At 68.9% G+C, this 23505-nt stretch carries 23 protein-coding genes and 1 tRNA gene; 16 read left to right on the top strand and 8 right to left on the bottom strand.

Going from position 1 to position 23505, the window contains the following annotated elements; genetic code table 11:
* Window positions 1-190: 190 nt before the first annotated feature.
* Window positions 191-1147, bottom strand: a complete 957-nt coding sequence (locus CEF10_RS00805; RefSeq protein ID WP_101065461.1) for an L-malyl-CoA/beta-methylmalyl-CoA lyase — start codon at window positions 1145-1147, stop codon at window positions 191-193.
* A gap of 241 nt (window positions 1148-1388) precedes the next feature.
* On the opposite strand from CEF10_RS00805, the gene CEF10_RS00810 reads away from it, so the two are divergent.
* From CEF10_RS00810 to CEF10_RS00825, 4 genes are all read left to right on the top strand, one after another.
* Window positions 1389-2660: an MFS transporter gene (locus tag CEF10_RS00810; RefSeq protein ID WP_101065988.1), complete on the top strand. Its 1272-nt coding sequence runs from the start codon at window positions 1389-1391 to the stop codon at window positions 2658-2660.
* A 113-nt stretch (window positions 2661-2773) separates the two neighbouring features.
* Window positions 2774-3775 carry an N-acetyltransferase DgcN gene (gene dgcN, locus CEF10_RS00815; protein WP_101065462.1) on the top strand — a complete coding sequence of 334 codons (1002 nt, stop codon included), beginning with the start codon at window positions 2774-2776 and terminating at the stop codon, window positions 3773-3775.
* A 75-nt stretch (window positions 3776-3850) separates the two neighbouring features.
* Window positions 3851-4816, top strand: coding sequence for an N-acetyl-D-Glu racemase DgcA (gene dgcA, locus CEF10_RS00820; protein ID WP_101065463.1), 966 nt, complete (start codon window positions 3851-3853; stop codon window positions 4814-4816).
* 4 nt (window positions 4817-4820) lie between these two features.
* Window positions 4821-5681 (top strand): D-amino-acid transaminase, encoded by an 861-nt coding sequence (locus CEF10_RS00825; RefSeq protein ID WP_101065990.1) that lies wholly within the window; start codon window positions 4821-4823, stop codon window positions 5679-5681.
* Between the two features lie 120 nt (window positions 5682-5801).
* Here CEF10_RS00825 and CEF10_RS00830 read toward each other — a convergent pair whose 3' ends face one another.
* The 4 genes from CEF10_RS00830 to CEF10_RS00845 all read right to left on the bottom strand — a co-directional run bounded on the left by CEF10_RS00830 (window position 5802) and on the right by CEF10_RS00845 (window position 8314).
* Window positions 5802-6785, bottom strand: a complete 984-nt coding sequence (locus CEF10_RS00830; protein ID WP_101065464.1) for a zinc-dependent alcohol dehydrogenase family protein — start codon at window positions 6783-6785, stop codon at window positions 5802-5804.
* 98 nt (window positions 6786-6883) lie between these two features.
* Entirely contained in the window at window positions 6884-7198 is a 315-nt protein-coding gene (locus CEF10_RS00835; RefSeq protein WP_101065465.1) for a DUF1244 domain-containing protein, read from the bottom strand.
* A gap of 20 nt (window positions 7199-7218) precedes the next feature.
* Entirely contained in the window at window positions 7219-7548 is a 330-nt protein-coding gene (locus CEF10_RS00840) for a tautomerase family protein (protein WP_232796362.1), read from the bottom strand.
* 25 nt (window positions 7549-7573) lie between these two features.
* The gene (locus tag CEF10_RS00845) at window positions 7574-8314 is read right to left on the bottom strand and encodes an N-formylglutamate amidohydrolase (RefSeq protein WP_101065467.1); all 741 of its coding nucleotides are present in this window, start codon (window positions 8312-8314) and stop codon (window positions 7574-7576) included.
* 145 nt (window positions 8315-8459) lie between these two features.
* On the opposite strand from CEF10_RS00845, the gene pyk reads away from it, so the two are divergent.
* The 10 genes from pyk (at window position 8460) to CEF10_RS00895 (ending at window position 17889) form a co-directional block, all read left to right on the top strand.
* Window positions 8460-9905 carry a pyruvate kinase gene (gene pyk / locus CEF10_RS00850; protein WP_101065468.1) on the top strand — a complete coding sequence of 482 codons (1446 nt, stop codon included), beginning with the start codon at window positions 8460-8462 and terminating at the stop codon, window positions 9903-9905.
* 42 nt (window positions 9906-9947) lie between these two features.
* Complete coding sequence (locus tag CEF10_RS00855) at window positions 9948-10172, top strand: hypothetical protein (protein ID WP_101065469.1); 225 nt, start codon at window positions 9948-9950, stop codon at window positions 10170-10172.
* Between the two features lie 118 nt (window positions 10173-10290).
* Window positions 10291-10491 carry a 50S ribosomal protein L35 gene (gene rpmI, locus CEF10_RS00860; RefSeq protein WP_101065470.1) on the top strand — a complete coding sequence of 67 codons (201 nt, stop codon included), beginning with the start codon at window positions 10291-10293 and terminating at the stop codon, window positions 10489-10491.
* A gap of 14 nt (window positions 10492-10505) precedes the next feature.
* Entirely contained in the window at window positions 10506-10871 is a 366-nt protein-coding gene (rplT, locus tag CEF10_RS00865) for a 50S ribosomal protein L20 (RefSeq protein ID WP_101065471.1), read from the top strand.
* 225 nt (window positions 10872-11096) lie between these two features.
* A complete protein-coding gene (locus CEF10_RS00870) occupies window positions 11097-11990 on the top strand; it encodes a fatty acid desaturase (RefSeq protein WP_101065472.1) in 894 nt (297 codons plus the stop codon).
* Window positions 11991-12056: 66 nt separating this feature from the next.
* Window positions 12057-13130 (top strand): phenylalanine--tRNA ligase subunit alpha, encoded by a 1074-nt coding sequence (gene pheS / locus CEF10_RS00875; protein WP_101065473.1) that lies wholly within the window; start codon window positions 12057-12059, stop codon window positions 13128-13130.
* A gap of 169 nt (window positions 13131-13299) precedes the next feature.
* Complete coding sequence (locus CEF10_RS00880; RefSeq protein WP_101065474.1) at window positions 13300-14175, top strand: nitrilase-related carbon-nitrogen hydrolase; 876 nt, start codon at window positions 13300-13302, stop codon at window positions 14173-14175.
* A gap of 128 nt (window positions 14176-14303) precedes the next feature.
* Complete coding sequence (gene pheT, locus CEF10_RS00885) at window positions 14304-16703, top strand: phenylalanine--tRNA ligase subunit beta (protein WP_101065475.1); 2400 nt, start codon at window positions 14304-14306, stop codon at window positions 16701-16703.
* A gap of 67 nt (window positions 16704-16770) precedes the next feature.
* Entirely contained in the window at window positions 16771-17436 is a 666-nt protein-coding gene (locus CEF10_RS00890; RefSeq protein WP_101065476.1) for a phosphoribosyltransferase, read from the top strand.
* A 3-nt stretch (window positions 17437-17439) separates the two neighbouring features.
* On the top strand, window positions 17440-17889 hold the full coding sequence (locus CEF10_RS00895) for a YtoQ family protein (protein WP_101065477.1): 450 nt from the start codon (window positions 17440-17442) through the stop codon (window positions 17887-17889).
* 3 nt (window positions 17890-17892) lie between these two features.
* On the opposite strand, the gene CEF10_RS00900 is transcribed toward CEF10_RS00895, so the two are convergent.
* Genes CEF10_RS00900 through CEF10_RS00910 form a run of 3 tightly spaced genes read right to left on the bottom strand, consistent with a single transcriptional unit; the run spans window position 17893 to window position 21806 of the window.
* A complete protein-coding gene (locus CEF10_RS00900) occupies window positions 17893-19002 on the bottom strand; it encodes an ABC transporter substrate-binding protein (protein WP_198586120.1) in 1110 nt (369 codons plus the stop codon).
* Window positions 18989-20725, bottom strand: a complete 1737-nt coding sequence (locus CEF10_RS00905; protein WP_101065478.1) for a chloride channel protein — start codon at window positions 20723-20725, stop codon at window positions 18989-18991. The genes CEF10_RS00900 and CEF10_RS00905 overlap by 14 nt, the downstream gene beginning before the upstream one ends.
* A 55-nt stretch (window positions 20726-20780) precedes the next feature.
* The gene (locus CEF10_RS00910; protein ID WP_101065479.1) at window positions 20781-21806 is read right to left on the bottom strand and encodes a LacI family DNA-binding transcriptional regulator; all 1026 of its coding nucleotides are present in this window, start codon (window positions 21804-21806) and stop codon (window positions 20781-20783) included.
* 143 nt (window positions 21807-21949) lie between these two features.
* On the opposite strand from CEF10_RS00910, the gene CEF10_RS00915 reads away from it, so the two are divergent.
* Window positions 21950-22026 (top strand) — tRNA-Arg (locus CEF10_RS00915).
* Window positions 22027-22136: 110 nt separating this feature from the next.
* Entirely contained in the window at window positions 22137-23465 is a 1329-nt protein-coding gene (locus CEF10_RS00920) for a UDP-glucose dehydrogenase family protein (RefSeq protein ID WP_101065480.1), read from the top strand.
* The last annotated feature ends 40 nt before the right edge of the window (window positions 23466-23505 follow it).

Raw genomic sequence — 23505 nt, forward strand, 5'->3', positions numbered from 1 at the left:
GGCCAGAACGGTCAGGCGCGCGCCGAAGAACCGCCAGGGCAGGCGCGCGCGGTCGTCCATGTCGAAGATGCGTTTCATGGTCCAGCAGATACAGGCTGGACCCCGCTCTATCAAGGGCGCGCACGGCGGAATCGTCCGCTCCGACCGGCGATGGCCCGGCTGGCGGACGGCCCGGCCGTGCGCGTGCCGCTCAGGTCTCGATCATCTCGGCCATGCGCACGATGCCCTCGGCCTGCTTGATCGACGCGATGTCGACCAGCCGGCCCTTGTAGGTCGTCGCCCCTTCGCCGCGGGCCTTCGCCTCTTCCATCGCGGCAAGGATCTCGCGCGCCTCGGCGACGGCTTCGTCGGAGGGCGTGAAGACCTCGTTGGCCAGCGCGATCTGCTTGGGGTGGATGGCCCACTTGCCGACCATCCCCAGCGTCGCCGACCGGCGCGCCTGCGCGCGGAAGCCGTCGTCGTCGCTGAAGTCGCCGAAGGGGCCGTCCACGGGCAGCAGCCCGTGGGTGCGGCAGGCCGCGACGATGGCGGCCTGCGCCCAGTGCCACGGGTCCGACCAGTATTTCTCGCCCTCGCGCAGCATGTAGTAGTTTTCCTGCGTGCCGCCGATGCCGGTGGTCGCCATGCCCATGGAGGCGGCGAAGTCGGCGGCGCCCAGGCTCATCGCCTCCAGCCGGGGCGAGGCGGCGGCGATTTCCTCGACATGGGCGATGCCGGCCGCACTTTCGATGATGACTTCGAATGCGATCTTCCCGGAGCGGCCCTTGGCGGCCTCGACGGCGGTCACCAGCGCGTCGACGGCATAGATGTCCGCGGCGTTGCCCACCTTGGGGATCATGATCTGGTCCAGCCGGTCACCTGTCTGTTCCAGCAGGTCCACAACGTCACGATACCAGTAAGGCGTGTCCAGCCCGTTGATGCGCACCGACAACGTCTTGCGGCCCCAGTCCACGTCGTTGATCGCCTGCACGGTGTTGGCGCGCGCGGCCGCCTTGTCATTGGGCGACACCGAATCCTCGAGGTCGATGTTGATCACGTCGGCGGCACTTGCGGCCATCTTCTCGAACAGCTTGGCGTTCGAGCCCGGTCCGAACAACTGGCACCGGTTGGGGCGCGCCGGCGCGGCGGGCTGGATGCGAAAGCTCATGATACGGCTCCTCGGGCAAGTTTGTTGCGAATTTGTCGCTGGAAGGGCTATTAAATTGCCCGGGGCTGCGCAAGGCTTTTCGCGGGCGCAGAAACCAGCGCTGCGCCGCAGAGCGCCCATCTGCTCCGGAAAGGCCGGCCCGTGCCCGCCCGCGAAGGGGCGTTCGCGTGTATGGTGGCGCCTTGGCAGAATGTCGCAAACGGGCATTGCGCACCGCGGCAACGGTGATACCGGCAGTGCCATGCAACGCACGCTTCTGGACAACTGGGCGCTGTTCACCGGCATCCTGATGCTGATGGTGGCCAACGGGCTGATGATGACCCTGCTGACGGTCCGCGGCAACGAGCTTGGGTTTTCATCAACCACCATCGGGACGATGCAGGCGGGATACCCGGCCGGCGCGCTGCTGGGCACGCTGCTGGCGCCGCGGCTGATCGCGCAGTCGGGCCACGTGCGGGCCTTTGCCGCGCTGGCCTCGCTGTGTTCGATCGCGGCCATCGTCCACCTGATGACGGCCGATCCCGTCAGCTGGACCGCGATGCGCGTTCTGGCGGGATTCTGTTTTCCCGGCCTCTACGTCATCACCGAAAGCTGGCTGAACGGGCAGGCCGAGAACCGCACACGCGGGCAGATCCTGTCGATCTATTTCTTCCTGCAATCGGGCGGGCAGGCGCTGGGCGCGGCGATCCTGGGCGTGCCCGAGGCCAGTGGCACCGTGCTGTTCGGCACCGTGTCGATCCTGATCTCGCTGTCCATCGTACCATTGCTGCTGACGTCGCACGGAGCGCCCGACTACGAGGTGCCCGAACGGATGCCGTTGCGACGGCTGTTCGGGATCTCGCCCATGGCGGTGACCGGTGCCTTCCTTGGCGGGGGCGCGATGGGCTGCCTGTTCGGCACCGCGCCGCTTTACGGTCTCGCGCTGGGGCTTGAGCGTCCTGCCGTGGCCGGCATCGCCGTGGCGATGACGCTGGCCGGGGCCGCGGCACAATACCCGGTGGGCTATGTTTCGGACCGGATCGACCGGCGCGGCGCGGTGATGGGGCTGTCGGTGATCGGCGTGGCGCTGGTGGCGCAGAGCCTGCTTATGGCCGGCGAGGCGGCACTCAGCCTTCGGGTCGGGCTGATGGCGGCGGTCTGCGTGCCCGTCTACTCGGTTTGCCTCGCGCATGCCAACGACCTGCTGACCCGGGCGCAGGTCGTCTCGGCGGGGGGCGCGATGGCCTTCATGATGAACGCCGGGATCTTCGTGGGCATCTTCTCCGGCCCGGCCTCCATGGACCTTTTCGGACCGCGGGGGTTCCTGCTGACGATGGCGGCCTTCTTCGGGGCCACGGGGCTCGTGGCGCTCATCCGGCGCAGCCGTACCGAAGCGCCCGAGGAGACCGGTCAGGCACAGGCCGTGGGTGGCTTCGGCCAGCCGCAGGCCTATTATCTGGCCAACGAGGCCATGGCGGCGGAGGATCCAACGGCCGACGGTGAGCCGCGAGAAGAAGATTCTTCGAGCGAATGAGGTGGACGTGCACAATGTTTGCACAAGGAGGGCGATAACGGGATCATTCGACATGACATCGCACGAATGACACCGCATAGTGTCGCGCAGCCGCACCCGAGGGAGACCGTTAGATGATACAGACACCCTATCTGCTTTTCCTGGGCGATGCGCCCGACCAGCTGGCCGCCAAGGTGGCGCAAGGCGTGCGTGACTGGCGTCCCGACAACGCGGTGGGACAGTTCCGGATGGAGGGGTGCGGCGCCGACCTGGGCCTGCCCGACATGGACCTGGCCGCGGCCAGGGCCGCCGGCGCCAAGACGCTGGTGATCGGAGTCGCCAACCGCGGCGGCGTGATCTCGGCGGCCTGGAAGAAGGTCCTCGTCGCGGCGCTGGAAGAGGGGTTCGACCTCGCCTCGGGGCTGCACAACCGGCTGCGCGACGAACCCGATCTCTTGGCCGTCGCCGAGGCGACCGGTCAGGCGCTGCACGACGTGCGCGTGCCCGAGGTCAGCTACCCCATCGCCAACGGCGTCAAGCGCGCGGGCAAGCGCGTTCTGACAGTGGGCACCGACTGTTCGGTGGGCAAGATGTACACCAGCCTCGCGCTGGACCGCGCGATGCGCGCGCGGGGCATGACATCAACCTTCCGGGCCACCGGCCAGACGGGCATACTGGTGACCGGCGACGGCGTGCCCCTGGATGCCGTCGTGGCGGATTTCATGGCCGGATCCGTCGAGTGGCTGACGCCCGAGAACGACGCCGACCACTGGGACGTGATCGAGGGGCAGGGCAGCCTGTTCCACGTCTCTTATTCCGGGGTGACGATGGCACTGATGCACGGTGGTCAGCCCGACGCCCTGATTCTGTGCCACGAACCCACGCGCCCCCACATGCGTGGCCTGCCCGATTACGCCGTGCCCTCGCTGGAGGCGCTGCGCGACCTCGCGCTGCCGGTGGCGCGGATCGCGAACCCGGCCTGCGTGGTCGCCGGCGTGGCCGTCAACACCCAGGCCATGGATGAGCAGGCGGCGCGCGATTACCTCGCGAAGCTCGAAGACAGCATGGCGCTGCCGGCGACGGACCCCTACCGCTTCGGCGCGGAGGCACTGGCCGAGGCGTTGGGCACGATGTGACCGGCCGCCCGTGGCGGCTTCGCCGGTGGATGCCTCCGGCGGGAGTATTTGGGGCAAGATGAAGGGGATGGTTCCGTGCAGATCGAGGTGACGCGCGACACTTTCCGGCTCGCGCAGGTCTTCACCATCAGCCGCGGCTCGCGCAGCGAGGCGCAGGTCCTGACGGCTCACCTCCGCGACGGCACAGGTTACGGGCGGGGCGAATGCGTGCCCTATGCCCGCTATGGCGAAACGCGCGACAGCGTGGCCGCCCAGATCGAGGGTCTGCCGGCCGTGTTCGACCGGGCCGCTTTGCAGGATCTGTTGCCCGCCGGCGCGGCCCGCAACGCGGTGGATTGCGCGTTGTGGGATCTCGAGGCCAAGCGCGCGGGCACCCGCGCGTGGAATATTGCCGGCCTGTCGGCCCCGGGCCCGGAGATCACGGCCTATACCCTGTCGCTGGACACGCCCGGGAAAATGCGCGCGCAGGCTGCCGCGAACGCGCATCGCCCGCTGCTCAAGATCAAGCTGGGCACGCCCGACGACATGCCGCGGCTGGAGGCGGTGCGCGCCGGCGCGCCCGAGGCCCGGATCACCGTGGATGCCAACGAGGGCTGGAGCGCGGAGACCTACGCCGCGCTCGCGCCGCAGCTTGCACGCCTGGGCGTGGCGCTGGTGGAGCAACCGCTGCCGGCGGGCGAGGACGACCCGCTTGCCGGCATGGACCGGCCCGTGCCCGTCTGCGCCGACGAATCCTGCCACGACCGGGCCAGCCTGCCAAGCTTGCGCGGCAAGTACGACGTGGTGAACATCAAGCTCGACAAGACGGGCGGGCTGACCGAGGCACTGGCCCTGCGCGACGCCGCCCGGGCCGAGGGCTTCGGGATCATGGTGGGCTGCATGGTCGGCAGCTCGCTGGCCATGGCGCCCGCCACGCTGGTGGCGCAGGGGGCGTTGGTCACGGACCTTGACGGCCCGCTGCTTCTGGCCGAAGACCGCGAGAACGCTTTGACATTCGACGCGGCCGGGGTGCACCCGCCCGATGCCGCGCTCTGGGGGTGAGATCATGCGCACAGTCTACGTGAACGGCGATTACCTGCCCGAGACCGAGGCCAGGGTCTCGATCTTCGACCGCGGTTTCCTAATGGCCGACGGGGTCTACGAGGTGACCAGCGTGCTGGGTGGCAAGCTGATCGATTTCGACGGTCACGCCGCGCGGCTCGACCGGTCGCTGCGCGAACTCGACATGCAGGCGCCGCTCGGCCGCGACGCGTTGCTGGACATTCACCGCGAACTGGTGCGGATCAACGGGATCGACGAGGGCATGGTCTACCTGCAGATCACGCGCGGTTCGGACGGCGACCGCGATTTCGTCTTTCCCGACCCGGAGACCACGCCGCCCACGGTCGTGCTGTTCACGCAGGCCAAGCCGGGGCTGGCCGACAACCCGGCGGCGCGCGAGGGCATCAAGGTGGTCGGCATCGACGACCTGCGCTGGGCCCGGCGCGACATCAAGACGGTGCAGCTGCTTTATCCCTCGATGGGCAAGATGATGGCCCGGAAGGCCGGCGCCGACGACGCCTGGATGGTCGAGGACGGTTTCGTCACCGAAGGCACGAGCAACAACGCCTACATCGTGAAGGGCGGGCGGATCGTGACCCGCGAGCTGTCCAGCGACATCCTGCACGGCATCACCCGCGCCGCCGTCCTTCGGTTCGCCCGCGAGGCGCAGATGGCGGTCGAGGAGCGCCCCTTCACCCTGGCGGAAGCGCAGGCCGCTGACGAGGCCTTCGTCACCTCCGCCTCGACCTTCGTCACCCCGGTGATCGAGATCGACGGCGTGCCCTTGGGCGACGGCACGCCGGGGCCCGTGGCCACGCGCCTGCGCGAGATCTACCTCGACGAGAGCTTGAAAACGGCGATATGACGGCTCACGGAAGGCTCGGGGTTCCGCTCTTCTTCTTGCCTGGAAATATCCCGGGGTGAATTGGCCGCAGGCCAAGAGGGGCAGCGCCCCTTGCCGGCCCCGGCTGCGGGTGCGCCGCCCTCAGGGCACCAGGACCGCCGCCCCCTGAAGCCGGCCGTGGCGCAGGTCCTCGAGCGCTTCGTTGGCCCGCTCCAGCGGGTAGGGCACGGTTTCCGTGTGAACACCCGCCTGCGCGGCCAGCGGAAAGAAGGCGGCGCCGTCCGCGCGGGTCAGGTTGGCGACCGAGCGGATCTCGCGCTCTTCCCATAGGTCGGCATAGGGAAAGCCGGGGATGTCGCTCATGTGGATGCCGCCGCAAACGACACGCCCGCCCTTGCGTACCGCCTTGAGCGCCCTGGGGACCAGCCGGCCCACGGGGGCGAAGATGATCGCCGCATCCAGTTCCCCGGGCGGGGCGTCGGATTCGCCGCCGGCCCAGTCCGCGCCGAGGCGGCGGGCGAAGTCCTGCGCCGGGGTGTCGCCATCGCGCGTCACCGCCAGAACCCGCCGGCCCTGCCAGACGGCGAGCTGGCACAGGATGTGCGCCGCCGCGCCGAAACCGTAGAGGCCCAGCACGGCCGGGTCGCCGCTCAGCGACAGGCTGCGGTAGCCGATCAGCCCCGCGCAGAGCAGCGGGGCAAGTGCCACCGGATCGGACCGGGCCGGCAGCGGAAAGGTGAAATCGGTGTGGGCAAGGCAATACTCGGCGTAACCGCCGTCGAAGGTGTAGCCGGTGAACAGCGGCGCGTCGCACAGGTTCTCGCGTCCCATGCCGCAATAGGGGCAGGCGCCGCAGGCATGGCCCAGCCACGGCACGCCGACGCGCGTGCCCGTTTCGAAGCCGCTCGCGCCGGGGCCGGCGGCCTCGATCCGGCCGACGATCTCGTGGCCGGGCACCAGGGGCAGCTTTGGCGCGTCGAGATCGCCGTCGAGAACGTGCAGGTCCGTCCGGCACACGCCGCACGCCTCCACCCGGATCAGCACCTGACCTGCGCCCGGCTCCGGTTTCGGCATCTCCGTCAGTTCGAGGGGCTGCCCCGGCTTCCCCAGCACCATCGCGCGCATGTTCGGCCCTCCTTGCCGCGGCACGGACCCTATCACGCCCGCCATTCGGCGCGGTCGAGTCGAGTCAAGGTTGCGCTTTCCATCGGCGCCGCGTGCGCTCAGCCGTCCTTGCCGACGTTCTGGGCGAATGCAGTCTTGAAGGCGTCCTGCTTCTCCGCGGAGGCCTCGGTCTGGTGCTCGGCCTTCCACTGCTCGTAGGGCATGCCGTAGAAGATCTCGCGCGCTTCCTCCTTGCCCATCTCGATGCCGCGTTCGTTCGCGGCCTCCTGATACCAGCGTGACAGGCAATTGCGGCAGAACCCGGCGAGGTTCATCATGTCGATGTTCTGCACGTCGGTGCGCTTTTCCATCAGGTGCTCGCGCAGGCGGCGAAAGGCTGCCGCCTCCAGTTCGATGCGGGTCTGGTCGTCCATCGGGTGCCCTCCTCTTCGGGTTACAACATGCGCTTGAGGTATGGTGGGTTCAAGTCGTCCAGCCGCACGGTCAGGCTGCCCACCTCGGGCATGGCGGCTTCGAGTTCGTCGAGGATCATCCGGGCCATCGTCTCGCGCACCGCCTGCTCCCGCCCGGGCAGCAGCAGGAGCGTGGCGTGGGCGAAGCTCTGGGGGTCCACGCCCAGCCGGTATTCCGTGCAGGCGATTGTGCGAACGCGCACGCTCGCCGGGTCCCCGACCGAGGGGTGGGCGACCAGCATGTCGAACAGGCGCTCGCAGAGCCCCTGCAGGTCGTGGGTGGCCTTCAACTCGGCGGAATGTTCGATCACCAGATGGGGCATTTCGGTTCCTTTCTCACAGGCCCGCGGTTTCGGCGGCCTCTGTCAGCAACGGCGCCAGGCGCGCGGCCCAGGCCGCCTGCGCCTCGGCGGTGCCAATCAGATCGTTGCGGAGTTCCAGTAACACGTTGGGCCGCTCGTGCGCGATGGCGTGGCGGGCGATGGCATCGCCGGGCAGGTGGCCGCCGTAGGGTTCGTTGACCCCGACGCAAAGCCCCGGCTCGTCGCGCAACCGCGCCACCAGCGGCCGCGCGAGCCGGGTATCGGCCGCGTGAAGGATGCCGATGTGCCACGGCCGCGGCGGGCGGCCGCGCAGTTGCCGGGTGAAACTGTGCACGGAGACGATGATGGTATCGGTGCGCCGCGCCGCGAGTTCGGCCAGCGCGGTATGATAGGGGCGATAACACCGGTTCAGGCGGCGTTCGCGGTCTTCCGGGCCGGCACGGCGGTTGGCCGGGATGATCGTGCCGTCGTAGAGTTTCATGACCAGCGTCGGATCGTCCTCGCCGCGGTTGGGGTCGATCACCAGCCGCGAGAAATTCGTGAGGATCGCCGGCCCGTCAAGCGCGAGGGCCAGCGCCCGGGCCACGCCCGCGGCGCCGGGATCGTAGGCGATGTGACGGTCCATTTCGCCCGGCGGCAGGCCGAGGTCGCCGCCGTTGACGAAGGGCGGCACCGTGTTGGTCGCGTGATCGCAGGTCACGAGCCAGCGCGACGGGCGCGCCGCCCCGTCGATCTCGAAGGGTTGATAGGTCATCGGGGTGTCGTTTATTTCGTTTCGCAACTCCTAGGACAGTTGCCCCGCGATGTGAATTGCGCGATAAGGCGCGGGGACGATGTTAGCGTTAACCTGACGCCCGCCGCCCGAGACGACAGAGCCATGAACCGGAAAGGACAGACGCATGCGACGCCACCGGAACGTCAAGATCGTGGCCACGCTGGGCCCTGCGTCGGAGGATCACGCCACGATCCGCGCGCTGCACGAGGCCGGGGCGGACGTGTTCCGGCTCAACATGAGCCACGGCAGCCACGAGTCGATTCGCGAGAAGCACCGCATTATCCGCGAGGTCGAGGCCGAGCTTGAAAGCCCCATCGGCATCCTTGCCGACCTGCAGGGCCCGAAACTCCGGGTTGGCAGCTTCGCCAACGGCGAGGAGGAGTTGCAGGAGGGGGCGATCTTCCGGCTTGACCTGGATTCCGCCGCGGGCGACGCGCGGCGCGTCTGCCTGCCGCACCCGGAAATCTTCGAGGCGCTCGAGCCGGGCGCCACGCTGCTGGTCAATGATGGCAAGATCCGGCTGACCGTGCGCGATTGCGGTGCGGAATTCGCCGATTGCGAGGTCGTCACCGGCGGCACCGTGTCCGATCGCAAGGGGGTCAACGTGCCCGACGTGGTGCTGCCGCTGGCGGCGCTGTCCGACAAGGACCGCGGGGACCTGGAATTCGCCTGCACCCTCGGCGTGGACTGGCTGGCGCTGAGCTTCGTTCAGCGCGCGCGGGACGTCGAAGAGGCCCGCGCCCTGTGCGACGGGCGCGCCGCGATCCTGTCGAAGATCGAGAAACCCGCGGCGGTGGATGCCTTCGAGGAGATCCTGGAGGCGTCCGACGGGATCATGGTGGCGCGCGGCGACCTCGGTGTCGAGCTGCCCGTCCAGAACGTGCCGCCCATCCAGAAGCGTCTGGTGCGCAAGTGCCGCTCGGTCGCCAAGCCGGTGATCGTGGCCACGCAGATGCTCGAATCGATGATCGAGAGCCCGATGCCCACCCGCGCCGAAGTCTCCGACGTGGCCACGGCCATCTACGAGGGCGCCGACGCGATCATGCTGTCGGCCGAATCGGCGGCCGGCGAGTATCCGGTCGAGGCCGTGCGGACGATGGACAACGTCGCCGTCGAGGTCGAGAACGACCCGACCTACACCGAGATCATCGAGGCCTCGCGCCGCGCGCAACGCACCACGGTCGCGGACGGGATCGTGGCCGCCGCACGCGAGATCGCCGAGACGACGGACATCAAGGTGATCTGTTGCTACACGCAGTCGGGCACCACGGCGCTGCTGACCGCCCGCGAACGCCCGCGTGTGCCGATCATCGCGATGACCTCGCTGCGCGGCACGGCCCGGCGGCTGGCGCTGTCGTGGGGTGTGAACTGCGTGATGACGGGCGAACTGGAGCGCTTCAAGATGGCGGTCATTAACGCCGCCCGCGCGGCCCGGGCCCAGGGGTACGCCGACGAGATGGACCAGATCGTCGTGACAGCCGGCGTTCCCTTCAACGTTCCGGGGACGACCAACATCCTGCGCGTGGCCCCGTGCCAGGAAAGTTTGATCTATTCGACCGATCCGGGCTAGGCTCCGGCGAGGGGCGGCACCACCGTCCGGGGAGGAGCTGGCATGAATACCGATCTCGCGCTTGTCGTCGGCGTCGTCCTCGCCATTCTCTCCGTCCCGGCCATGGTTTCGGCGCTGTCCGACGCGCGTGCGCCGCGCGCCGCCGCCATTACCGTGATGATCGCCGGCGCCATGATCGTCTGGGCCGTCACGCAGAAACCTGGCGGCTACGCGGTCGCCGAAGTGCCCGACGTTTTCGTGCGCGTGCTCGCGCCGCTGTTCCGTTAGATCCAGATCGCCCCTTGTCAAGCAGGGGCGGGGCGCGTATACGGCGCCCCTGTTCGCGGGACCGGCCCGAAGCGGCATGCCGAGTCGCGCGCGAAAACGATCCGGAAAGGAGACGGAAATGCCCAAGATGAAGACCAAGTCGAGCTGCAAGAAGCGGTTCAAGGTGTCGGCCAACGGCCGCGTGATCACCGCGCAGGCGGGCAAGCGCCACGGCATGATCAAGCGCACCAACAAGTTCATCCGCAACGCGCGTGGCACGACCACGCTGTCGCCGGCCGACGAGAAGATCGTCAAGCCGATGATGCCCTATTCGCGCTGAGGAGGATCTGAACAATGGCACGCGTCAAAGGTGGGACCGTCACCCACGCCCGTCACAAGAAGATCACCAACGCCGCGAAGGGGTACTACGGCCGTCGCAAGAACACCTTCAAGGTGGCCACGCAGGCCGTCGACAAGGCCAACCAGTACGCCACGCGCGACCGCAAGAACCGCAAGCGGAATTTCCGCGCGCTCTGGATCCAGCGTATCAACGCCGCGGTGCGCGCGCATGACGAGGCCCTGACCTATTCGCGCTTCATCAACGGGCTCAACCTTGCGGGCATCGAGGTGGACCGCAAGGTGCTGGCCGATCTGGCCGTCCGCGAGCCGGAGGCCTTCGGCGCCATCGTGGACCAGGCCAGGACCGCGCTGGCCAAGTAAGCCGGTCACGAGAGGGACAGTATGGACCGTCGGCCGCCGCGGCCGGCGGTCTTTTTCGGTTGGCGGGCTGCTGTCTTGCGGAGTGCGCCTTGCGGCGCACGCATGTCATCTCGGCGCAGGGCTGCGCCCGGCGCCTCGGGATGCCTCCGGCGGGAGTATTTGGGCCAAGGTGAAGGGGTGCCGGGGCTCTGGTCAGCCGGCCGCCACTTGCGTTAACCTCTGCGCATGGATCACAGGGATTTCATCGCCAGGTTGCCGCGCAGGACGCTGGTGGCGCTGAGCGCGCGCCGCGATGCCCCGGGGCTCGCACATCTGGCGGGGCATCTGGGCCTGATCGCGGTCATGGGGGCATGGATCGTGGCCGGCGGGCCTGCCTGGTGGGTGCTGCTGGTGCCGCAGGGCATCGCCTTGTGTTTTCTCTTCACTCTGCAGCACGAGGCCACGCACAAGACGCCCTTCGCGACGGAGTGGCTCAACGAGGCGGTCGGGCACGCGGCGGGTGCCGTGATCTTCCAGCCCTTCACGTGGTTCCGGTATTTTCACCTGGCCCATCACCGGCACACGAACGACCCCGAACGCGACCCCGAGCTTCTGGCCGGGGCCAAGCCGGAGACGCGCCGGGCCTTCGCGGTTCATGTCTCGGGCCTGCCCTACTGGCTTGCCATGGCGCGGCGGATCCTCGTCAACGCGCTGGGCCGTCATCCGGGCGATTTCGTGCCGGGTCGCGCGCGTGGCCGGGTGCGGGCGGAAGCCCGCTGGATGCTGGCCTTTTACGCAATGGCCGGGGCGAGCCTTGTCGTCTCGTCCCTTCTTGTCTGGGTGTGGCTGCTGCCGCTGTTGCTCGGCCAGCCGTTCCTGCGCCTCTACCTTCTGGCCGAGCACGGGCGCTGCGCGCATCTGGCCAACATGTTCGACAACACGCGCACGACCTTCACCAACCGGATCGTGCGGTTCCTGGCGTGGAACATGCCCTATCATGTGGAACATCATGTGCTGCCGCAGGTGCCCTTTCACAAGCTGCCGCAGCTGCACGCGCGGATGGCCGGACATCACCGGGTGACGGCAGAAGGCTACGGCGCCTTCACCGCCGATTACGTTGCACACCTGACGCGCCCCTGACCTTGCACGCGCCGGGAATGCGCGCTAACCCGCCCCCGACTTCCCCGCAACGTGGACGGGCGGACCATGGACGACCTGAGAGACAAGTACCTGAATGCCATCGCCGCGGCCGAGGACGAGGCCGCGCTGGAAGAACTGCGCGTGCAGGCACTGGGCAAGAAGGGCGAGATCAGCCTGAAGATGCGCGAGCTGGGAAAGATGACCCAGGACGAACGCAAGGAAGCCGGGCCGAAGCTCAACGCCCTCAAGGACGAGATCAACGCGGCGCTCGCGGCCAAGCGCGAGGCGCTGGCAGATGCCGCGCTGGACGAGCGGCTGCGCGCCGAGTGGCTTGACGTGACCCTGCCAGGGCGCCCGCGGCCTTCGGGCAGCATCCACCCCGTCAGCCAGGTGACCGAGGAGGTCACGGCGATCTTCGCCGACATGGGTTTTTCGGTGGCGGAGGGGCCGCAGGTTGAAAGCGACTGGCACAATTTCGACGCGCTCAACATCCCCGGCCACCACCCCGCGCGGGCCGAGATGGACACCTTCTACATGCACCGGGCCGACGGCGACGACCGGCCGCCGCACGTGCTGCGCACGCACACTTCGCCGGTGCAGATCCGCGCGATGGAACTGGCGGGCGCACCGCTGCGGGTGATCTGCCCGGGCCGGGTGTACCGCGCGGATTACGACCAGACGCACACGCCGATGTTCCACCAGGTCGAGGGGTTGGCGATCGACCGCGACATCTCGATGGCCAACCTGAAATGGTGCCTCGAGGAGTTCGTGAAGGCGTTCTTCGAAGTCGATGACGTCGAGCTGCGCTTCCGCGCCTCGCATTTCCCGTTCACCGAGCCCTCGGCAGAGGTCGACATACGGTGTTCGTGGCAGGGCGGCACGCTGAAGGTGGGCGAGGGCGACGACTGGCTTGAAATCCTGGGCAGCGGCATGGTGCACCCCAAGGTGCTGATGGCCGGCAACATCGACCCGGCCTACTGGCAGGGCTTCGCCTTCGGGCTGGGGATCGACCGCATCGCGATGCTGAAATACGGGATACCGGATTTGCGGGCGTTCTTCGATTCGGACCTGCGCTGGCTGCGCCACTACGGGTTTTCCGCGCTGGACGTGCCGACGCTGCGGGCCGGGTTGTCGCGGTAGGCGAGGTGGCGGGGGGCGCCACGCGCCCCTTCGACGGGGCCGGGCTGAAGCCCGGCCTGCGGCGCGGCTTGGGTCGGCAGCACGTTTCCACCCGCCACATCCTGCCGATTGACGCGCGGGCCCGCTCGCGTGCAAAGCTGCCGGGACCACGCGCAGATCGGACACGCCCATGCCCCAGGCCCTAACCGTCGCCGCCGCCCAGTTCGCCAGTGCCATCGGCGACCTCGACGCGAATTTCCAGGAACATCACAAGTGGGTGGCCGAGGGCCGGGCGCAGGGCGCCGACCTTCTTGTCTTCCCCGAGCTGAGCATGGTCGGCCATTACGGCGCCGAGGACCTGCTGGAGGTCACGATGAACAGCCGCGATGCGCGGCTGCTGGAGCTGTCGCGCGCCGCCGGCGAGATGATCGTCGTCGTCGGCTTCATCGAGGAGGGGCCGGGCGCGCAGTTCTACAACGCCGCCGGTGTCTACAAGAACGGCAAGCTGGTCTACATCCACCGCAAGATAAACCTGCCCTCCTACGGCAAGCTGATCGAGACGAAGTACTACGCGCAGGGCCGCTTCGTGGACACGCTGGAGGTCACGCGCGACTGGCGGCTGGGCCTGCTGATCTGTGCGGACCTTTGGAACCCGGCGCTGACGCACCTGGCCTTCCTGCATGGGGCGACGCTGCTGGTGTCGCCCATTTCCTCGGGGGTGGAGGCGGTCGGCGAGAGCTTCGACAACCCGTCGGGCTGGACGGCGACGATGCACTTCTACTCGATGATGTACGGCGCGCCGTCGATCATGGTGAACCGCGTGGGGCCGGAACACGACCTGAACTTCTGGGGCGGGTCGCGCATCCTCGACCCGTTCGGCCACCCGCTGGCGATCGCCGGGCAGGAGCCCGAGCTGATCGCGGCCGGGCTGGACTACGCAGAGGTGCGCCGCGCCCGCGCCCTGCTGCCCACCGTGCGCGACAGCAACATCGGCCTCGTGGAGCGTGAAACCGACCGGCTGATCGCGCGGCTGGGCGTGCCCGACATCATCCGCCACGACGACTGAGCGCGCAACCCGCGCCCGGCGCCGTCACGCGAATGCAGCCCGCGCAGGCTGGCTGAGCGGCCCTTTCCCCCCGCGCCGATATCCGCTAAACGCGCCCGTGACCCGACAGACAATCCGCGGATGCTTCCATGAAATTCACGCTCTCCTGGCTGAAGGACCATCTCGAGACCGACGCCACCGTGGCCGAGATTGCCGAGACCCTGACCGACATCGGCCTCGAGGTCGAGGACGTCCAGGACCCGGCCGAGCGGCTGGCTGGGTTCACGCTGGGCCGGGTGACGAAGGCGGACAAGCACCCCGATGCCGACAAGCTGACCGTCTGCCAGGTGGAGACCGCCGAGGGCATGCAGCAGATCATCTGCGGCGCGCCCAACGCGCGCCAGGGCATCACCGCCGTGATCGCCAGCCCCGGCACCTATGTGCCGGGCATCGACACGACCATCGGCGTCGGCAAGATCCGCGGCGTGGAGAGCCACGGCATGATGTGCTCGGAACGCGAGATGGAGCTGTCGGACGAACACGAGGGCATCATCGAACTGCCCTCGGGCGAGGTCGGACAGCGGTTCAGCGACTGGCTGGCGCGGAACGACCCGGCGAAGGTCGATCCCGTGATCGAGATCGCGATCACCCCGAACCGGCCCGACGCCCTGGGCGTGCGCGGTATCGCGCTGGACCTTGCCGCGCGGGGCCTGGGCACGATGAAGCCCGCGCCGGAAGCCAGCGTGCCGGGGACATTTCCCAGCCCGATCGGCGTCAGTATCGACGACGACACGCGACAGGGCGGGTGCTTCCTCTTCGCCGGGCGGATGATCCGCGGCGTGACGAACGGACCCAGCCCGGAGTGGTTGCAGGACCGGTTGCGCGCCATCGGGCTGCGCCCGATCTCGGCGCTGGTGGATATCACCAATTTCTTCACCTACGACCGCAACCGCCCGCTGCACGTCTTCGACGCGGCCAGGGTCGCGGGCGATCTGCGCGTGCATCGCGCGAAGGGCGGCGAGACGTTGCAGGCGCTGGACGAGCGCGAATACACCTTCGCGCCGGGAATGGTGGTGATTTCCGACGACACCGGCGTCGAAAGCATCGGCGGCATCATGGGCGGTGAACACACCGGCTGCACCGAGGAAACGGTGGACGTGTTCCTCGAGGCAGCGCTGTGGGACCACGTCCAGATCGCCGAGACGGGCCGCGCGCTCAAGATCCACTCCGACGCGCGCTACCGGTTCGAGCGCGGCGTGGACCCGGAATTCAACATGCCCGGGCTGGAGCTGGCCACGCGGATGATCCTCGATCTGTGCGGCGGGGAGGCGTCCGAGGTGGTGACCGCCGGCGAGGTCCCCGACGTGAGCCGTGCCTACCGGCTGGATACCGACCGCGTGCAATCGCTCGTCGGCATGGAGATCCCGGCTGACGAGCAGCGCGCAACGCTCGAGGCGCTGGGCTTCCGGCTGGAGGGTGACATGGCCCATGTGCCCAGCTGGCGCCCTGACGTGATGGGCGAGGCCGACCTGGTGGAAGAGGTGGCGCGCATCGCGTCCCTGACCCGGCTGGAGGGGCGGCCCATGCCCCGCGCGCAGGTGGGTGTGCCCAAGCCCGTGCTGTCGCCCCTGCAAAAACGTGAGACGAACGCGCGTCGCACGGCGGCCGCTCTGGGCTACAACGAATGCGTCACCTACAGCTTCATCGATTCCACCGCCGCCGCGCTGTTCGGCGGGGGTGGGGACGACACAATGCTGGCCAATCCCATCAGCTCGGAAATGAGCCACATGCGCCCGGACCTGCTGCCGGGGCTGCTGCAGGCGGCCGCCCGCAACCAGGCGCGCGGGCAGACGGATCTGGCCCTGTTCGAGGTCGGCCATGCCTTTCACGGGGGCGAGCCCGAGGATCAGCGTCTTCAGGTCAGCGGCCTTCTGGTCGGCCGCACGGGGCCCAAGGACGTGCACGGCACATCGCGCACGGTGGACCTTTACGATGCCAAGGCCGACGCAGAGGCCGTGCTGTCGGCCATCGGGGCACCGGCCAAGGTGCAGATCCTGCGCGGCGCCGCCGACTGGTGGCATCCGGGCCGCCACGGCAAGATCTGCCTTGGCCCCAAGAAGGTTCTGGGGGTTTTCGGCGAGCTGCACCCGAAGGTGTCGCGCGCGCTCGACGTCAAGGGACCGGCCGTCGGGTTCACGATCTGGCCGGCCGAGGTGCCGCAACCGCGCAGAAGCGGCGCGACGCGCGCCGCGCTGCAAATCAGCGATCTGCAGCCGGTGGAACGTGACTTCGCGTTCGTCGTCGATGCGGAGGTCGAGGCCGCCGCCCTGGTCAACGCCGCGGCGGGCGCCGACAAGCAGTTGATCGAGAACGTGCGCGTCTTCGACGAATTCGTCGGCGGCAGCCTCGGCGAGAACAAGAAATCCCTGGCCATCACCGTGCGCCTGCAGCCGCACGAGAAGACTTTGAAAGACGCCGACATCGAGGCGGTTTCGCGGAAGATCGTCGAGAAGGTCGAAAAGGCCACCGGCGGGGTCCTGCGCGGCTGACGGGGGTATCGCCCTACGCAGGTGCGGCGCATGACGTTATGCTGGGCCGCAGCCGAAGGGGGATGCGATGTATCACGATCGGACGGAGGCCGGCGAAACGCTGGCGCGGGCATTGCAGGCCTGCGAGATGCGGCGACCGGTGGTATTCGCCCTGCCGCGCGGCGGTCTGCCGGTGGCAGTGCCGGTGGCGCGCGCGCTGGGTGCGCCGCTCGATCTTCTGCTGGTGCGCAAGATCGGGCTGCCGGGCCAGCCGGAGGTCGCAGCGGGCGCCATAGTGGACGGCCCGCCCGAGCTCGTCTTCTACAACGAGCGTATCCTGCGGGCCTTCGGACTCGGCCATGACGACCTGGCGGGCACGATCGAGACCAAGCGCGCCGAGTTGGCCGAGCGCCGGCAAAGCTATCTTGCCGGGCGCGCGCCGGTCGACGTGACGGGCCGGACGGCCGTCGTCGTGGACGACGGCATCGCCACTGGCGCCACCATGCAGGCGGCGTTGATGGGCCTGCGCGAGCGTGGTCCGGCGGACGTCATCCTTGCCGTGCCGGTGGCGGCACGCGATGCGCTGGATGCGCTGCGCGCGCTGGTCGATCACGTGGTCTGCCCGCAGGTTCCCAGCCATTTCCGGGCCGTGGGGCTGCACTACGACCGGTTCGAACAGGTCCCGGACGCGGAGGTGACGCGGATCATGCAAGAAGCTATGACAGACCCCGATGATACCGACAGGCAGGAGTGACGCATGACTTTGAAAGTCTACCTTTCCGGCGAGATCCACACGGACTGGCGCGACCGGATCACCGAGGGCGCGAAGGGGCTCGACGTCGCCTTCGACGCGCCGGTGACCGATCACGGCGCGTCCGACGATTGCGGGGTGGCGATCCTGGGTGACGAGGCCGACAAGTACTGGCACGACCACAAGGGGGCCATGGTCAACGCCATCCGCACGCGCAAGGGTCTCGGTGATGCAGACGTCGTCGTCGTGCGGTTCGGGACCCAGTACAAGCAGTGGAACGCGGCCTTCGACGCCGGCCAGGCGTCGGCGTTGGGCAAGTCGCTGATCATTCTCCAGCCGCCCGAGCACGACCACGCGCTCAAGGAAGTGGACGCCGCCGCGCTGGCGGTGGCGCGCGAACCCGAGCAGGTGGTCCAGATCCTGCGCTATGTCCTCGAGGGCACGCTGCCCGGCTGAGCGTCAGCCGCCGTCGCCGCCCTTTTCCAGCCACGCCTCGAAGCGGCGTTGGCGCATGGCGCGGGTGTGGCTGGCCCAGTCGCTGTCGCGCACCAGCTTGCGCGGCCCGTGTTGCGGCGCGTTGGGCAGGTGATCGCGCATCGGGATGCCGGTTTCGGGGCCCAGACCGATCCGCGACAGCGCGCTGCGCCGGGCGGGGCCGTAGGGGATGCGCTCGGCCAGCCGCGCCATCGGCCCGGGCCGGACGGCAAAGCGCAGGAACCGGCGCGCGGCCTCGGGGCGGTCGGCGGTGGCGGAAATCGCCCAGACGTCGTGCGCGATCAGCCGACCGTCCCAGACCACGCTGATCGGTGCGCCGTCGCGTCGGGCTGCCGTGAAGAACCGTCCGTTGTAGCCGCTGGCCATGACGGCCTTGCCCTCCTCGAGCAAGCGGGGCGGCGTGGCCGCGTCCTCCCACCAGATGATGTGGCCGCGCAGCGAATCGAGCCGCCGGAAGGCCAGGCGCAGTCCGCGGTCAGTGCTCAGCAGGTCGTAGACCTGGCTTGGTGGCACGCCTTCGGCCAGCAGGGCCCACTCGAGGATGCCGTCGGGGCTGCGGCGGATCGCCCGCTTTCCCGGAAACCGCGCGACATCGAAGAAATCTTCGATCCGCGTTGGCTTGACGCCGGGAAAGGCACGGTCGTCGTAGGCCATCACGGTGGCATAGACGTTCTGGGGCAACGAACAGCGCCGGATCACCGCCGGGGCCATGTCCCCGGCCAGGCGCGCGGCATCATCGCCGAACAGCGCTTGCGGATCGAGCGGCGCGAGCAGACCTGCCTCGCAGCCCGAGATGGCGTCGGCCTCCAGCATGTCGATCACGTCCCAGCCCTCGGCCGCGGCACGGTCGCGCAATTCGGCGATGCCGCCGTCGTAGCGCTTCACCTCCACCGCGATACCGGTCGCCTCGGTGAAGGGCGTGAAGATCGCCTTCCTCTGCGCCGCCTCGTAGGAGCCGCCCCAGCTGACGACGGTCAACGGGGGCTCGTCTGCCCGCCCGGCGCCCGGGAGCGCGAGGGCGAGCGCCACCAGGATCCCGGCGGCACGGTATATCACCTGGCTAGAGAACCGCATTTTCCTCGCGCCTCAGCGCCTGCGAGACATCGAGGTAGGCCTCGATCACCGCCGCCTCGGTGACCACGCCGATCAGGCGGCGGTCGCGGCTGTCGATCACCGGGATGGCATCGCCCACGAAGCCGCGGATCGCCTGCATTGCGTCCATGACGGTGGTCGTCTCGTCGAAGCACAGGTCGGGCGGGCGCAGCGCCTCCTCCCATGAGTTTCCGTGGGCCTCGGCGTGCAACACGCCGCGGAAGGTGCCGTCGGCGTCGGTGACGAAGGCCTCGGACCGGTCCGCGCGGGCCATGCGCCGGCGTGCGGTGTCAAGCCCTTCGTTCGTGTTCGCGACCATCGGGTCGGGCACGCAGCGGTCGGCCACGGGGATCGCGGCCAGCCGCGCCCAGTCGCGCCCTGCCGACAGGTCGGTGCCGCGCCGCGCCAGCTGCACGTCGAACAGCGACCGGCCGAACACCCGGTGCGCCAGCAGGTTGGAAAACACGACCGCCACCATCGCGGCGATCGTGATGTCGTAGTTCCGCGTGAGTTCGAAGACGATCAGGATCGTGGTCAGCGGCGCCCCGATCACCGGGCTGGTCAGCGCCATCATCCCGCATATGGCATAGACGGCGATGCCCGAGGTCGCGACAAGCCCGGTGGCCGCCACGAGGTTCCAGCACAGCGCGCCGAACAGGATGCCGATCAGCAGCGCGGGGCTGAAGACCCCGCCGGCGAAACCGAAGCCGATGCACAGCGCCGTCAGCGCCAGCTTGGCGGCCACCAGCACCGCCAGTTCCCACGGTGCGAAGGCACCCTCGATGGTGGCGAAGCGCAACGCCTCCTTGCCGATGCCCAGCACGTCGGGCAGCCACAGGGCCGTCAGCCCAACCGCCAGCCCGGCCACCGCCGGACGCAGCCAAGCCGGCACGCCGGTGCGCGGCGCCCGCGCCGCGATCCACAGCGTCAGCCGCATGAAGACCACCGCCAGCCCGGCCGCCAACAGGCCCAGAATGGCGAAAAGCGCGAATTCGTGGCCGTGTTCGACGCCGCCGAACCGCACCAGGAACAGGGCAGGGCGTTCGAAGATCACGTTGGCAAAGACGTAGCCGGTGGCCGCGGCCACCGTGGTGGGCGCGAAGGCCTGCGTGGAATAGTGCCGCAGCACCACCTCGTGGGCGAAGACAAGCCCGGCGATGGGCGCGTTGAAGGCGGTCGAGATCGCGGCGGCCACCCCGCAGGCCACCGCGATGGCGGGCAGGTTGGGCACATTCAGGCGCAGCCGTCGCACCAGCCCGCCGATCATCGCGCCCAGATAGACCATCGGACCGTACTGGCCCACGGAGGCGCCGAACCCAAGCGACACCATCGCGGCGGCGGTCGAGGCCACGCCGCCGCGCGGGCCGGGCAGGGGGCGCTCGAACTGCACCGCCTCGATCACGTCGGGCGGTCCCAGGGGGCGGCCTTGCGGGGACAGTCCCTTGAGGATCAGCGCCACCAGCAGCCCGCCCACCGCCGGCACGAGCACGGTGGCCAGCGGCACCAGCAGGCCCGCGCCCTCGTACTGCACCCGCGCGCGGGGCGCGATCAGCAGGACCTCGTTGAGCCAGACGACCGCGTCCGTCAGCCCGATCGCCGCGAGCGAGGCCAGCGCGCCCACACCCAAGGCGCACAGCGTCAGCACCGTGGCGCGGTAGGCCGGGGCGGTCGCGCCCCGCAGGCTTGTCCGGGCGGGCTGGCTCATCCGCTCAGCATTTCCCAGGCGGCGCGTGCATGCAATGGCCGATCCGCGGTGCCTGTCAGCGTCGCCGCAGCGTGTCACCGTAATCGATGGTCGGCTCCAGCGTGATCTGCGCCGGTGCCGCGGGCGAGCCGTCTGCCAGCCGCGCGGCGATGATCTCGGCCGCGCGGCGCCCGATCTCGTGCCGGCACGAATCCATCGTGGCCAGCCGGCGCGGCAGACCCTTGAGCAATTCCACCCCGTTGAAGCCAGCCAATCCGATCTGGCCGGGCACGTCCATTCCCTGTTCGAGCAGCCACAACAACCCGCCCGCCCCAATCAGGTCGTTGGAATAGTAAAGGAAATCGAGCTGCGGCGTCCGGTCCAGCATCGCGCGGGTCATCTCGCGCCCCTTGGCCAGTGCCGATCCGCCGGAATAGAACTCCTGGTCGGCGATCTCGATGCCGGCCTTGGCGAGCGTCTGGGTGAACCCCTCGAACCGTTTGCGCGCGCGGTGATCGAGCAGCATCTTCGTGCCCAGGAAGCCGATCCCGCGATAGCCTTCGGCGATGATCGCCTCGGCCATCTGGCGCCCGGCCCGCCGGTGCGAGATGCCGACCACGGAATCGACCGGCGTGCCGTCGACGTCCATGATCTCCACCACCGGTATGCCACTGGCGCGCAGCATCGCGCGCGACGCGTCGGAGTGTTCCAGCCCCGCGACGATGACGCCCGAGGGGCGCCACGAGAGCATCTCGTAAAGGACCTTTTCCTCCTTCTCCGGCAGGTAGTCGGTGAGCCCCACGACCGGTTGAAGGTCGGTTTCGTCAAGCGCCTGGCTGATCCCCGTCATCACGTCGGGAAAGACCATGTTCGACATCGAGGGGATGACGACGGCCACAAGGTTAACGCGCTGGCTGGCCAGGGCGCCAGCGATCTTGTTGGGCACGTAGCCCAGCCGCTTGGCTGCCTCGAGAACCTTCTCGCGCGTCTCTGCAGAGACGTCGCCGCGGCTGCGCAACACCCGGCTGACCGTCATTTCCGACACGCCCGAGGCTTCGGAGACGTCGCGCAGTGTCAGGGGGCGGTGGTCGGTGCTGTTCACTTGGGCAATCCCGAAAATGGCCTCGATACCATTGTTACCGCGAACATGACGGCTGCATCAAGCGTGCGGCCGTCCCGTCCAGGGCGGGCGCGGTCGAATCCGCCGATGACAAACCGTGCCCGGGCCGCTATGGAAGGCCCGCAGGCCCCGTGGCTCAACCGGATAGAGCAGCCCCCTCCTAAGGGGCAGGTTGCAGGTTCGAATCCTGCCGGGGTCGCCATCGTCCTGCTGTGCCGCACATCCTGACGGACATCCGGCCGTTGTGCTGCGTTGACAGGATTCACCGGCTGGCGCACAAACCGTTGCGGGGCAGATTCGGGGGCAGGGATCATGAAGATCGCGATGATCGGGACGGGCTACGTGGGGCTGGTGTCCGGCGTGTGTTTTTCCGACTTCGGGCACGAGGTCACCTGCGTCGACCGCGACCCCGACAAGATCGCGATGCTCGAGCGGGGCGAAGTGCCGATCTTCGAGCCCGGCCTCGAGGCGCTGATGGCCAGGAACGTGGACGCCGGGCGGCTGACCTTCACCGGCGACCTGGCAAGGGCGGTCGAGGGCGCCGAGGCCGTCTTCATCGCCGTGGGCACGCCCACGCGCCGCGGCGACGGTCATGCCGACCTGACCTTCGTGATGGCCGCCGCCGAGGAGGTCGCGCGGGTGGCGCGCGACTACGTGGTGATCGTGACCAAGTCGACCGTGCCGGTGGGCGCGAACCGGCAGGTCAAGCAGGCGGTGAGGAAGGCCAACCCCGACCTGGACTTCGACGTGGCCTCCAACCCCGAGTTCCTGCGCGAGGGCGCGGCGATCGACGATTTCATGAAGCCCGACCGCGTCGTGGTGGGCGTGCAGAACGATCGCGCCGGCGAGGTCATGGCGGAGATCTATCGCCCGCTCTACCTGCGCGAGTTCCCGATCGTGACGACCGACCTGGAAACCGCGGAGATGATCAAGTACGCCGCCAACGCCTTCCTCGCCACCAAGATCACCTTCATCAACGAGATCGCGGCGCTGTGCGAGCGCACGGGCGCCGACGTCAAGCAGGTGGCGCGCGGCATGGGCCTCGACGGGCGGATCGGCAACAAGTTCCTGCACGCCGGTCCCGGCTACGGCGGCAGCTGCTTTCCCAAGGACACCAAGGCGCTGGCGCGGATCGGGCAGGATCACGGGCTGCCCATGCAGATCACCGAGACGGTGATCTCGGTCAACGAGGAGACGAAGCGCCGCATGGTCGAGAAGCTGCTCGAGCTGTGCGAGGGCACCTTCAACGGCAAGACCGTCGCCGTGCTCGGCGTGACGTTCAAGCCCAACACCGACGACATGCGCGATGCGCCCAGCCTGACGATCGTGCCGGCGCTGGTGGGCGGGGGTGCGAAGGTGCGCGTCTGCGACCCGCAGGGCCGGCGCGAGGGAGAGGCGCTGCTGCCCGGCGTCAGCTGGGTCGAGGACCCCTACAAGGCCGCGCACAACGCCGACCTTCTGGTCGTCCTGACCGAGTGGAACGAGTTCCGCGCGCTCGACCTCAAGCGCCTCGCGCGCAAGATGGCCCGCCCGCGGCTGGGCGATTTGCGCAACGTCTACGCGCCGAAGGACGCCAAGCGCGCGGGCTTCGAGGCCTATGACAGCATCGGGCGGCGCGGCTTCGTGAAGAGCGATGAGTGAGCGGGCGCTATACACCCGCGCCCGCAGGCACTAACGTCGC

The organism is Roseovarius salinarum (assembly GCF_002834145.1).
Classification (GTDB): domain Bacteria; phylum Pseudomonadota; class Alphaproteobacteria; order Rhodobacterales; family Rhodobacteraceae; genus Roseovarius; species Roseovarius salinarum.